This window comes from Amycolatopsis sp. NPDC031561 (assembly GCF_055580625.1).
Genome location: NZ_JBVILA010000009.1, coordinates 212,030 through 224,272 on the forward strand (window position 1 = coordinate 212,030; position 12,243 = coordinate 224,272).

Here is a 12,243-nt window from a genome sequence, read left to right on the forward strand (position 1 = left end):
CGGGCAAAAGTCACACGATTCGACACCCGGTCAGTGGGTATCCCACCGGGATGAACTGGAACGAGCACCTGAGCGGCTGGCACAAATCCAGCTACACCCACTGGGAGGAGAACGCCTGCGTCGAAGTCGGCACCGACGGTGACCTCGTCGGCATCCGCGACACCAAACAGCGTGAGCTCCCGTCCGAGATCAGACCGGTTCTCGTGGTGCCCGCCACCGGATTCGCCGCGTTGCTCACCCACTTGATCGGCTGACCCCGGAAACCGCCGGGAAATCGTCTACCGTTGGCCCGGTGCCGTCGTTGCCGACCGAGGCCGAACCACTCGGCGCGCGGATCCGGCGGTTGCGCCAGGCCCGCGGGCTGACCCAGCGTGAGCTCGCCAAGCCCCGCTACGACCGCGGCTTCCTCGCCAAGGTCGAATCCGGCACCCGCGCGCCCTCGGACGACGTGCTGACCCATCTCGCGCGGCGGCTCGGCCTGACCGCGGACGAACTCCGCTTCGGCAGGCCGCCGGGCGCGGCCGAGGAACTCACCGACGCACTGGAAAGTGCATATCGGGAATTGCAACAAGGCGGGCTCGAAGCCGCCGAGCGCGAATTCGCGCGGATCGAACAGTGCGCGGCCGCGTACCGGCTGCCCGACGTCCAGTGCCACGCGCGGTTCTATCTCGGCGAGGTCGACTGGCAGCGCTACGACATCCCGCTGGCGGACAAAGGGTTCGCGCACGCCATGGAACTCGCCGAGGCCGCTTCACCGAGGTTGCGCGCGATGATCGTCAACCGCGTCGCCGCCTGCCGCGCGCTGTCGGGCGACCTGGGCGCGTCGGTCGCGCTGACCGAAACCGCGCTCGCCGGACTCCGCGCCGCCGGCCCCGTCGACCCCGACGCCGAACTCGCACTGGTGACCGCGCTGATCCACCCGCTCATCGAAATGGGCGCGCTCCGCCGCGCGCGGCGGGCCGCCGAAGAAGGACGCCGCGCGCTGGCTTCCGCCCGTCGCAAGGACATCTCCGCCCGGTACCACCGGCAGGCCGCGCAGTTGTGGCAGGCGATCGGCCTCGCCGACCGCGCCGAAAAGGACCTTTCACGGGCACTGCGGCTGTTCACGTCCATCGGGTACGACCGGGACGCCGCCCGGAGCCGGTGGGCCCGCGGCTTCCTGTGGCGACGACTGGGCAAACTCGACGACGCGCACGCCGAACTCCTGCTCGCCCGCGACCTTCTGGCCAAGGCCGGTTCGCGCGAAGGCGTCCTCGGTGCGACCATCGAACTCGCCGACGTCCGCCGCCGTCAAGGCGCACTCGACGAAGCCGCCGAACTCGCCGAGGGGATCCGGCCGCTTCTGGATCGATCCCCCGACATCGAAGCCAAGGCGGAGGTTCTCCGGCTACTGGGACTCATCGCCCGCGCCCGCGGAGATCTGCCCGAAGCGACCGCGTTGCTCGAAGAAGCCGCCACCGCACAGGAAAAGTCGGAATTACGCGGCGCGCTCATCGCCACTTCACTGCATCTGGGTGACACGTTGCGGGCCCGCGGATTAATCGACAAAGCGGCGGACGCCTATCAGCGTGGCGTACGCGCGGCCGCTATGTCCGATTCCGGGCCGTCGGACTGAAAACCATACGAAAGTCGCCATATATCGCGGCCGGCGGCAAAAGCCTTACTACACAGGGATTTTATTCCTCGCATATTGATCTTCACCCACCCCGCTAGGCCATCCGGCCCATTGACGCCCCCCGTGACCGGCTCCTTTACTCGGACGTGTCCGTCGAGATAACTCCAGTTATCCGAATGGACACGCTCCCCGTCCCCGCCGTGCTCCCCGACTCGGTCGAATTCCCCGTCGCGCCTAAGGCCGTCCGGGTGCACGGTCCTGCCCATGGAAGGTTCCACATGACCGTTCAGCAAGGGCTCAGAACAGGGTTGGCGGCCATCGCCGGCCTTGCCCTGAGCGCCGCACTTCCGGTGATCCCGGCAAGCGCGGCCACCGCGACCATCCAACCCGCGAGCCCCGACGCCGTCGCCGCGAGCGCCGCCGACCAGGCCGCCGCAGCTGGTGTAGACCAGTTGCGGAAGGGTGCCGACGAAGGCTTCCACCGTGTCGGGCTGACCCCGGGGGGCGGCGGACTCTTCTACGCCGCTTACGAACGGACCTACCGTGGCCTGCCGGTCGTCGGCGGGGACGCCGTGGTGGTCACCGACGGCGCCGGGCGCGTCCGCGGCACCACCGCCGCGGAGACCGCGACGATCTCGGTCGACACCAAGGCCAAGATCACCGCGGCGAAGGCGGCCGAGGTCGCCCGTGGGCAGCTGTCCAAAGTAGACAACGCGGCCGCGCCGAAGCTCGTCGTGCTGGCGGGGAACACTCCCAAGCTCGCCTACGAGGTCGTCGTCACGGGCACCAAGGCGGCGACGCCGAGCAACCTGCACGTCTTCGTGGACGGCGCCACCGGCGCGATCCTCCAGACGCGTGACGACGTCAAGATGTCGAACTTCGCGACCGCCCCGAAGGCCACGTCGGGCGAGGTCAGCACGCTGGGCGCCGGGAACAGCTACTACGTCGGCAACGTCACCATCGATACGACGAACTCCGGTGGCACCTACTCCATGCGCGACCCGCAGCGCCCCAACATCAGCTGCAAGCCGCAGAGCGGCGCGATCTACAGCGGACCCGACGACAACTGGGGCAACGGGTCCGGCACCAACCTCGAAACCGCTTGTGTCGACACGCTCTTCGGCGTCCAGACCGAGTGGAAGATGCTCAGCGAGTGGCTGGGCCGCAACGGCATCAACGGCAACGGCGGCGGCTTCCCCGCCTCTGTCGGCCTGAACCAGGTCAACGCGTACTGGGACGGTTCCTCGACCACCTTCGGGCACTCGCAGGACAACCAGCGCCAGGCCACCCCGATGGACGTCGTCGCGCACGAGTACGGCCACGCCATCTTCCAGACCACGCCGGGCGGCGCGGGCAGCGGCAACGAGAACGGCGGCCTCAACGAGTCCACCGGTGACATCTTCGGCGCCATCACCGAGCACTACGCCAACAACGCCAAGGACACCCCGGACTACGACGTCGGCGAGGGTGTGAACCTGGTCGGCCAGGGCCCGATCCGCTACATGAACCAGCCGAGCCGTGTTTCGGGCAACCCGAACTGCTACTCGTCCTCGATCCCGAGCACCGAGGTGCACGCGGCGGCCGGTCCGCAGAACCACTGGTTCTACCTGCTGGCCGAGGGCACCGCGCCCGTCGGCAAGCCGGCGAGCCCGACCTGCAACAACACCTCGATCACCGGCATCGGCATCCAGAAGGCCGCGAAGATCTTCTACAACGGCCTGCTGAAGAAGACCTCCGGCTGGAACCACAAGGCCGCCCGCAAGGCGACCCTGGAAGCGGCGCTCGCGCTGTACCCGGCTTCCTGCACCGAGTTCAACACCACCAAGGCGGCATGGGACGCGATCAGTGTCACCGCGGCCACCGGTGAGCCGACCTCGTGCACGCCGTCCGGTCCCGACTTCTCGGTCGGCATCACCCCGGCTGCCGGCACCGTCAAGCCCGGCGAGTCGGCCACCGCCACGGTGAACACCGGGACCGTCAGCGGTGCGGCGCAGACCGTGGCGCTCACCGCCTCCGGCCTCCCCGCCGGGGCGACCGCGACGTTCAACCCGGCTTCGGTCCAGTCCGGTGCCTCCTCCACGCTCACCATCGCGACGTCGGCGAGCACCCCTGAGGGCACCAGCACCATCACGGTGACCGGCACCGGGACCAGCGGCGCGCACACCGTGCAGTACAAGCTGACCGTCGGCACCGGCACCAACATCCGCACGTTCAGCAACGAAACCGACTACCCGCTGAACGACTACGCCACGGTGAACAGCCCGATCACCTCGAGTGCGACCGGCAACGCCGTGTCGCCGGTGAAGGTGACCGTCACCGGTACCCACACCTGCTCCGAGGACCTTCGCATCAGCCTGAAGGCCCCCGACGGCAGCACGTACTCGGTCAAGGCCACCGGTTCGCTGCCCTGCACCGACCTCGGTACCCGGAACTACTCGGTCCCGGTGACCAACGAAGTCGCGGCAGGCACCTGGACCCTCGTGGTCTACGACGCCTACGCGCAGGACACCGGCACGCTCTCCAGCTGGTCGATCACTCTCTAGCTCTCTCGCGTGAAGGACTCCTTCTCCCGGCTCAGTCGGGGGAAGGAGTCCTTCACGCAAACCCCTCCAGGAAGGAAAACCCCGGCATGAAGTGGGGAAAGCGAATAGGAGCGGCCGTCGTCGGTATGGCCGCCGTACTGGGTGTCGTCGTGACACCCGCACAGGCCGTCACGGCCGCGAACCTCAACGCCGCACCGGACATCTCCCTCGCCAACGTCAAGGCGCACCTGAGTTCGCTGCAGACGATCGCCAACCAGAACGGCGGCAACCGCGCCTCGGGACGGTCGGGTTACACGGCGTCGGTGTCCTATGTGGCGCAGAAGCTGCGCGACGCGGGCTACAACGTCACACTGCAGACCTGCACGAGTTGCGCGGGCCAGAGCCAGAACATCATCGCGGAATGGCCGCAGGGTGACGCCAACCAGGTCCTCATGCTCGGTTCGCACCTCGACAGCGTCGCCGCCGGCCCCGGCATCAACGACAACGGTTCGGGCTCGGCCTCGATCCTCGAAGTCGCGCTGACCCTGGCCCGCGAGAACCCGACGATGGCCAAGCGGGTCCGCTTCGGCTGGTGGGCCGACGAGGAGTCCGGCCTGAAGGGTTCCAAGCACTACGTCGCCAACCTGCCCGCCGCCGAGCGCACGAAGATCAAGACCTACTTGAACTTCGACATGATCGGCTCCGACAACTGGGGCTACTTCGTCTACGACGACGTCGCTTCGGTCAAGTCGGTGTTCGACGAGTACTTCAGCTCGATCGGCATCCAGACCGAGGGCGACACGGAGGGCGACGGCCGATCCGACCACGCGTCGTTCAAGAGCGCGGGCATCCCGGTCGGCGGTCTCGCGACCGGCGCCGGATACACGAAGAGCGCCGCGCAGCGCACGAAGTGGGGCGGCACCGCGGGTGCGCCGTTCGACAGCTGCTACCACCGCGCTTGCGACACGCTTTCCAACATCCCGGACACCCCGCTGGAGAAGAACAGCGACGCGATCGGCTACGCGGTCTGGAAGCTCGCCGTCGGCACCTCGACGGGTCCCGACTTCTCGCTGGCCCTCTCCCCGTCTTCCGGCACCGTCCAACCGGGACAGTCGGCGACCGTCACGGTCAACACCGCGACGACTTCCGGTGCGGCGCAAGCGGTTTCGCTGAGCGCCAGCGGCCTCCCCGCCGGGGCGACCGCGACGTTCAACCCGGCTTCGGTGCAGTCCGGCGCTTCCTCGACGCTCACCATCGCGACGTCGGCGAGCACTCCCAACGGCACCAGCACGATCACGGTGCTCGGTGACGGAACCGCGGTGGACCGCACGGCCCAGTACACGCTCACCGTCGGCAACGTCAGCGTGCGCACGTTCAGCAATGGCACCGACTTCGCGCTGAACGACTACGCCACGGTGAACAGCCCGATCACCTCCACCGCGACCGGCAACGCCGTCTCCCCGGTGAAGGTGACCGTCACCGGTACCCACACCTGCTCCGAGGACCTTCGCATCAGCCTGAAGGCCCCCGACGGCAGCACGTACTCGGTCAAGGCCACCGGATCCCTGCCCTGCACCGACCTGGGCACCAAGACCTACTCGGTCCCGGTGACCAACGAAGTCGCTTCCGGCACTTGGACGCTCGTGCTCTACGACGCCTACGCGCAGGACACCGGCACGCTCGACAGCTGGTCGATCACCGTCTGACCATCTGAATGAGAAGGCCATCTCACGAGGACACCCGGCCTCGTGAGATGGCCTTCGTGCGTGGAAGAGAATTTCGGACAACTCTTCGATATCTGGTCTAGACCACCCGATCGTCGGTAGCGCCACTCATGCACGGCGACCTATGTTGAGCCGAACGGCCGCTTCCTGTTCGTTCACAACCGCTTTCGAGATGGGAGCTGGGTATGTTCGGTCGCGTCTCACGACTGCTCGCAATCACCGGCGCGGCGGTACTCGCCGTCACCACACTCGTCGTCCTGACCCCGGCGCAGGCCTCGGTGGACGCCGAAGTCTGCGCGGTCAAGTCGAAGCCCGCGGGCAAGGTCCTGCAGGGCTATTGGGAAAACTGGGACGGCGCCTCGAACGGCGTCCATCCGCCGATGGGCTGGATCCCGATCACCGACGCGCGGATCAAGGCCAATGGGTACAACGTGATCAACGCTGCCTTTCCGGTCATCCTGTCCGACGGAACGGCCAAATGGGAGGATGGGATGGACGCGACTGTGAAGGTCGCGACCCCGTCCGAAATGTGTGCCGCGAAGGACGCGGGCGCGACGATCCTGATGTCCATCGGCGGTGCCACCGCGGGCATCGACCTGAACTCGACGACGGTGGCGGACAAATTCGTCGCGACCATCGTGCCGATCCTGAAGAAGTACAACTTCGACGGGATCGACATCGACATCGAGACGGGCCTCGTGGGCAACGGGAACATCAGCACGCTTTCCGCGTCGCAGAAGAACCTCATCCGCATCATCGACGGCGTGCTCGCCGCGATGCCGCCGAACTTCGGGCTCACCATGGCACCCGAGACCGCCTACGTCACCGGCGGCAGCGTCGTCTACGGCTCGATCTGGGGCGCGTACCTGCCGATCATCAAGAAGTACGCGGACAACGGCAAGCTGTGGTGGCTGAACATGCAGTACTACAACGGAAGCATGTACGGCTGCTCCGGCGATTCGTACCAGGCCGGGACGGTTCAGGGCTTCGTCGCGCAGACCAACTGCCTCGACAAGGGCCTGGTGATCCAGGGCCAGACGATCCGCGTTCCTTACGACAAGCAGGCCCCGGGTCTGCCCGCGCAGGCCGGTGCCGGTGGCGGCTACATGTCGCCGAGCCTGGTTTCCCAGGCGTACCGCAGCATTCCGGCGCTGAAGGGCCTGATGACCTGGTCGATCAACTGGGACGGCTCGCGGAACTGGACCTTCGGGAACAACGTGAGGTCGTTGCAGGGCCGCTGAGCATCTCGTGCGGCGCCCCGGCGCAAGTAGTCCCGGCGCAAGTAGTCCTCTAGTTGCGGTCCTTGCACACGCAACTACCGCAACTAGAGGACTACTTGCGGTCGGTCGGCGGGCCGCGCGCGCGGTCTTTCGGCGCGTTCGGCCGTATCGTTCTCGGTCATGGGCGAGGAGGTCGGCGGACGACTGCGGCGGCTGCGCGCCGAACGCGGCCTCACCCAGCGCGAACTCGCCGAACCGCACTACACCGCCGCGTACGTCTCGTCCGTCGAAACGGGTGCGCGGACACCGTCCGGCGACGCCTTGCGCCACTTCGCCGCGCGGCTCGGGGTGGACACCGGCGAACTGCTCGGCGTGACCTCGCCGCGCGACGACGTCCGGCTCGACCTGGACATCGCGGCCGCCGCGGCGGAGTTCCTCGCGGGGAACGGGTCGGCTCCCAGGATGCGACGGCTCGCGCGGCGGGCGGAGAAGATCGGGCGCGATCGTCAGGCCGGACTCGCCTGGCTGTGGCTCGCGCGGTTCACCGACGGCGACGCCCGGTCGCGGCTGGTGGCCGCCGCCGAAGCAGCCCTGGGCGACGACATCCCGCCGTACCGCGAAGTGGCCGCCGCGCTGCGGGCGAACGTCTTGATCGGCCGCGGCGAACCCCACCACGCGATGCATCTGCTCCGGACAGCGCTCGACGCGAGCCTCGACCGTCACCCGCATCCGGTGCTCCTGCTAACCCTGCACGCGTACCTCGCCGACGGCAGGCTCCGCCTCGGCGAGACCGCCCAGGCCGCGCACCACGCGGGCGAGGCACTGCGACTGGCTCGCGGCGACGGGGAGATCCTGGCCGAACTCACTGCGAACCAGCACCGGCTCGCCGAGACCTATCTCGCCGACGGACGGGTGGCCGACGCCGTCGCCGCCGTGTCGGTCTTGCACGACCTGCTCCACGAGCGCGCCCTGCGGCCGGTGCTGGCCCGGTGCCTGTTCGCGCGGGCGCTGGCCCGGCGTGCCGACGATCCCGAAGGCGCCCTCGCGGACCTTCGCGCGTCCCGAACGGCCGCGCCCGACCACGCCGTCACCTTGGAACTCGCCGACGTCTGCCGCGATCTCGGTCGTCTCGACGACGCCGCCGCGCTGCTCGCCGAAGCGGCCGAAGCCATCCCGGCGGACTCACCGCACTCCGCGTCACTCACGTTCCAGCAGGGCTCGCTGGCCCTGGCGCGCGGAGACCTCGAATCAGCCGAAGCGGGCTTCGCGCACGCCATCGACGTCGCCGCCCTCCGGGACGCTCGCGGCGTCCTGGCTGCTTCAATCGACAAGGCGGGAGAACTGCTTCGCGACCAGGGGCGCTCCGAAGAGGCCGCGGATCTGTTGCGGCGGGGACTCCTCCTGCTCGGCGCCGAGGAGGACGTTCCGAAATGACCGAAGTGGACCTGGAAGACGTCGGCGCCCGGTTGGCGAGCCGATTCGGCCCGGACGCCGAAGGATGGCTCGCCGAGGTTCCGGCGCTCGCCGCGCGACTGGCCTCGCGATGGGGCTTCGAGCTCGGCGAGTTGTTCGAAAGCGGAGCGTCGTCCGTCGTCCTGCGCTGCCGCTGGGCCGACGGGACCCCGGCGGTGCTCAAACTCAGCCCGGACGGGGCGCTGCTGGCCAAACAGGTCGAGATGCTGCGCGTGTTCGCGCCCTCGGGCCGGGTTCCCACCGTGCTGGCCGCCGACGCGGACGCCGGCGCGATGGTGCTGGAGGAGATCCAGCCGGGCACCCCGGCCGAGGACCTGCCGGCGGAGACCTTGCCACGTCTCTGGGGTGATCTGCTCACCTCGCTGCACGCCGTGGCCCCGCCCGCGGGCTGGCCGTCGAGTCTGCGCGGCCGGTTCGAGGAGTCCTTCGCCCGGATCGGCAAGAGGCTGGCCGAACCGGCCATCGGCGCCCGCATCGGCCAGGGCACCTGGCAACGAGCGATCGACCGCTGTGCGGCGCTGCTGGACACCCAGGCAGGCGTCGTCCTGCTCCACGGTGATCTGCACCTCGGCAACGCCCTGGACGGCGGCACGTCGCGCGGCCTGATCGCGATCGATCCGAAGGCTTGCGTGGGCGATCCGTGCTTCGACGCCGTGGACTACGTCGTGTCCGGCGCCGAGCACGAGGGTGTCGAGGCCCGGTGTCACGTGGTGGCGGACGCGTGCGGACTCGACGGAGACAGGCTCTACGCCTGGAGCCGGGTGGTCGCGCCCATGTTCGCCATCTCGTTCCTCACCTACGGCGGTCCGGAACGGGCGATCGACGAACTGCTCGGCCTGGCTAGCTGAGGAACTCGCGCAGCACCGCGGCGACCTGCCGGATCTCGCCCGCCCGCACGTTCTCCTGCCGTGTGTGCGCGAGCGTCGGGTCGCCGGGACCGAAGTTCACCGCCGGAATCCCGAGAGCCGCGAAGCGCGCGACGTCGGTCCAGCCCAGCTTCGCGACCGCTTTGCCGCCTGCCGCGGCCACCAGCTCGGCCGCCGCGGGCGCGCTCAGCCCGGGCAACGCGCCTGGCGACAAGTCGACAATCTTGACGTCGTAGCCCTCGAAGACCTCGCGAAGGTGCGCCTCCGCGGCGTCGGCGCTGCGGTCGGGAGCGAACCGGTGGTTGACCGTGAGCACGGCCTCGTCCGGTACGACGTTGCCCGCGACACCGCCGCCGATCTTCGTGGCCTGCAGGCCTTCGCGGTAGGTCAGGCCGTCGATGTCGACCACTCGCGGCGTGTACTCGGCCAGCCTGCGCAGCGGTTCGGCGAGGCCGTGGATCGCGTTGACGCCCATCCAGCCGCGCGCGGTGTGCGCCCGCACGCCTTCGACGCGGATCTCGATCCGCATCGTGCCCTGACAACCACCCTCGATACCGCCGTTCGACGGCTCGCCGAGGATCGCGAGATCGGCGTGCAGCCACTCGGGCAGCTCGCGCTCGATCCGGCCGAGACCGTTCTTCGTCGCTTCGATCTCTTCGCAGTCGTAGAACACGAAGGTGATGTCGTGCTTCGGCTCGCGCAGGGCGGCGGCGAGGTGCAGGAAGACGGCGTCGCCGCTCTTCATGTCGACGGTGCCCAGACCGTGCAGGATCTCGTCGTCACCGGTCCCCTCGCGGCGCACGGGCATGTTCTCGTTGACCGGCACGGTGTCGAGATGCCCGGCCAGCAGCACCCGCGAAGGGCGGCCGAGGTTCGTGCGGGCGAGGACCGCGTCACCGTTGCGGATCACCTCGAGATGCAGGGCCTGCGTTTCCAGCGCGGACTGCACGGCGTCCGCGATGACCTTCTCCTCTTCCGAGACGCTGAAGATGTCCACCAGCGCGGCGGTGAGGTCGACGGGGTCGGCGTGCAAATCCAGCGAAGGCATGCCAGCACCGTACCGGCGAAGCCGCAGGGCTACCGTGAAAGGTGTGCGCATGAGAACGATCTTGGTCGCCCTTCTCCTGGTGGTCAGCGGCTGCGGGGCGAACGAGGTCCCGGTCGCCGTGAAGCCCACCCGCAGCACCGGGCCGGACGTGCTGCCGATCAAGCTCAAGGCGCTGACCACGGACCGGTGTTATCTGGCGCCGGGGACCGAATCGCCCAAGGGCTGCCAGAAGTACGTCACCGAACTCTCCGGCGCGGCGGGCAACGTCCGCAAGCGCAGGCCGGACCTGGTGCCGAACGCCGAGGCGCTCGACCGGCCGATCTCCGTCTTCCGCACCACGAACTGCCAGGACCAGGCGGCGCCCGGCGGGCCGTGCACTCAGGCGCTCACCGACATGTCGGCGGCGCTGACCGCGGTGCAGAGCCTCGTCGGCGGTTGACGCAGGTCACTGGGTTACCGTTCAGGGCGTGAGCGAGCAGACCCCTGATCCCGAAACGACCGGCGCCACCGGCGTCGGACTGGCCACCGTCACGAGCGACGGCACGGTGCTGGACACCTGGTTCCCGCTGCCCAAGCTGACCAGCGGCGCCGAGAGCAAGGCCGGCACGGTCCGGCTGACCGCCGAAGAGGCCACCGAGGCCCTCGGCGAGGCCGCCGCCGCCCAGCTCGGCCCGGACACCGATCGCGGTGTCGAGGTCGTCGCGGTCCGCACGACCATCGCCCGTCTCTCCGACGCCCCCGGCGACACGCACGACGTCTACCTGCGCCTTCACCTGCTGTCGCACCGGCTGGTCCGGCCGCACGGCGCGAGCCTGGACGGCGTCTTCGGCCTTCTGGCGAACGTCGTGTGGACCAACCACGGGCCGTGCCCCGTCGAAGGTTTCGAGGCGACCCGGCTGCGGCTGCGGGCGCGCGGCAACGTCACCGTCTACAGCGTGGACAAGTTCCCGCGGATGGTGGACTACGTCGTGCCCACCGGTGTCCGCATCGGCGACGCCGACCGCGCGCGTCTCGGCGCGCACCTGGCCAACGGCACCACGGTCATGCACGAGGGCTTCGTCAACTTCAACGCCGGCACGCTCGGCGCCTCGATGGTCGAAGGCCGCATCTCGGCGGGCGTCGTCGTCGGTGACGGCTCCGACGTCGGCGGTGGCGCGTCGATCATGGGCACGCTGTCCGGCGGTGGCAAGGAGACCATCTCGATCGGCGAGCGCTGCCTGATCGGCGCGAACGGCGGCGTCGGCATCTCGCTCGGCGACGACTCGGTCGTCGAGGCGGGCCTCTACGTCACCGCGGGCACGAAGGTGAGCTTCGAGGGCAAGGTCGTGAAGGCGCTGGAGCTGTCCGGCATCTCGGGCGCGGTTTTCCGGCGGAATTCCGGGACCGGCGCCGTCGAGGTCGTCGCGCGCACCGGCGTCGGCATCGAGCTGAACGCGGCCCTGCACGCCAACTGACCTGCCGCGAGGCATGACCGGGCGGACGACAGGAGGGTGTGTGGAAATAGAGACGTTGAGTGTCCCTATTTCCACACACCCCTCACCCCGCGTAGCGACGCTGACTGACCGTGTGGATTTTGGGACGCCAGATGTCCCGAAACCCACACAGTCACCTGAGGTGACCTGGGGCCGCTTCGCGCGCGGTAGCAAGGGACCTTTGCTACCGCTTGGGTCTCCCGGGTGTGGGGGGGGGGGGGGGGGGGGGGGGGGGGGGGGGGGGGGGGGGGGGGGGGGGGGGGGGGGAGGGAGAGAAAAAAGGAAAGGGGAGGGGGGGGTGGG

10 protein-coding genes are annotated in these 12,243 nt (G+C 69.0%); 9 read left to right on the plus strand and 1 reads right to left on the minus strand.

What is annotated here, in order from left to right:
* Window positions 1–50 precede the first annotated feature (50 nt).
* The 7 genes from ACZ5IK_RS20775 to ACZ5IK_RS20805 all read left to right on the plus strand — a co-directional run bounded on the left by ACZ5IK_RS20775 (window position 51) and on the right by ACZ5IK_RS20805 (window position 9,402).
* Window positions 51–254: a DUF397 domain-containing protein gene (locus tag ACZ5IK_RS20775; RefSeq protein ID WP_465489133.1), complete on the plus strand. Its 204-nt coding sequence runs from the start codon at window positions 51–53 to the stop codon at window positions 252–254.
* Between the two features lie 38 nt (window positions 255–292).
* Window positions 293–1,615, plus strand: coding sequence for a helix-turn-helix domain-containing protein (locus tag ACZ5IK_RS20780; RefSeq protein ID WP_465489134.1), 1,323 nt, complete (start codon window positions 293–295; stop codon window positions 1,613–1,615).
* A gap of 278 nt (window positions 1,616–1,893) precedes the next feature.
* Complete coding sequence (locus ACZ5IK_RS20785; RefSeq protein WP_465489135.1) at window positions 1,894–4,158, plus strand: M4 family metallopeptidase; 2,265 nt, start codon at window positions 1,894–1,896, stop codon at window positions 4,156–4,158.
* Window positions 4,159–4,244: 86 nt separating this feature from the next.
* Window positions 4,245–5,843 carry a M20/M25/M40 family metallo-hydrolase gene (locus ACZ5IK_RS20790; protein ID WP_465489136.1) on the plus strand — a complete coding sequence of 533 codons (1,599 nt, stop codon included), beginning with the start codon at window positions 4,245–4,247 and terminating at the stop codon, window positions 5,841–5,843.
* 203 nt (window positions 5,844–6,046) lie between these two features.
* Window positions 6,047–7,102, plus strand: a complete 1,056-nt coding sequence (locus tag ACZ5IK_RS20795) for a chitinase (RefSeq protein WP_465489137.1) — start codon at window positions 6,047–6,049, stop codon at window positions 7,100–7,102.
* 159 nt (window positions 7,103–7,261) lie between these two features.
* The gene (locus tag ACZ5IK_RS20800; protein WP_465489138.1) at window positions 7,262–8,515 is read left to right on the plus strand and encodes a helix-turn-helix domain-containing protein; all 1,254 of its coding nucleotides are present in this window, start codon (window positions 7,262–7,264) and stop codon (window positions 8,513–8,515) included.
* On the plus strand, window positions 8,512–9,402 hold the full coding sequence (locus ACZ5IK_RS20805) for an aminoglycoside phosphotransferase family protein (protein WP_465489139.1): 891 nt from the start codon (window positions 8,512–8,514) through the stop codon (window positions 9,400–9,402). The genes ACZ5IK_RS20800 and ACZ5IK_RS20805 overlap by 4 nt, the downstream gene beginning before the upstream one ends.
* On the opposite strand, the gene dapE is transcribed toward ACZ5IK_RS20805, so the two are convergent.
* On the minus strand, window positions 9,395–10,468 hold the full coding sequence (dapE, locus tag ACZ5IK_RS20810) for a succinyl-diaminopimelate desuccinylase (RefSeq protein WP_465489140.1): 1,074 nt from the start codon (window positions 10,466–10,468) through the stop codon (window positions 9,395–9,397). The genes ACZ5IK_RS20805 and dapE overlap by 8 nt on opposite strands.
* Before the next feature lie 49 nt (window positions 10,469–10,517).
* Here dapE and ACZ5IK_RS20815 point away from each other — a divergent pair, with 49 nt between their 5' ends.
* Together ACZ5IK_RS20815 and dapD are read left to right on the plus strand one after the other, a co-directional pair.
* Window positions 10,518–10,907 carry a hypothetical protein gene (locus ACZ5IK_RS20815; RefSeq protein ID WP_465489141.1) on the plus strand — a complete coding sequence of 130 codons (390 nt, stop codon included), beginning with the start codon at window positions 10,518–10,520 and terminating at the stop codon, window positions 10,905–10,907.
* 28 nt (window positions 10,908–10,935) lie between these two features.
* Window positions 10,936–11,922: a 2,3,4,5-tetrahydropyridine-2,6-dicarboxylate N-succinyltransferase gene (gene dapD, locus ACZ5IK_RS20820; RefSeq protein WP_465489142.1), complete on the plus strand. Its 987-nt coding sequence runs from the start codon at window positions 10,936–10,938 to the stop codon at window positions 11,920–11,922.
* The last annotated feature ends 321 nt before the right edge of the window (window positions 11,923–12,243 follow it).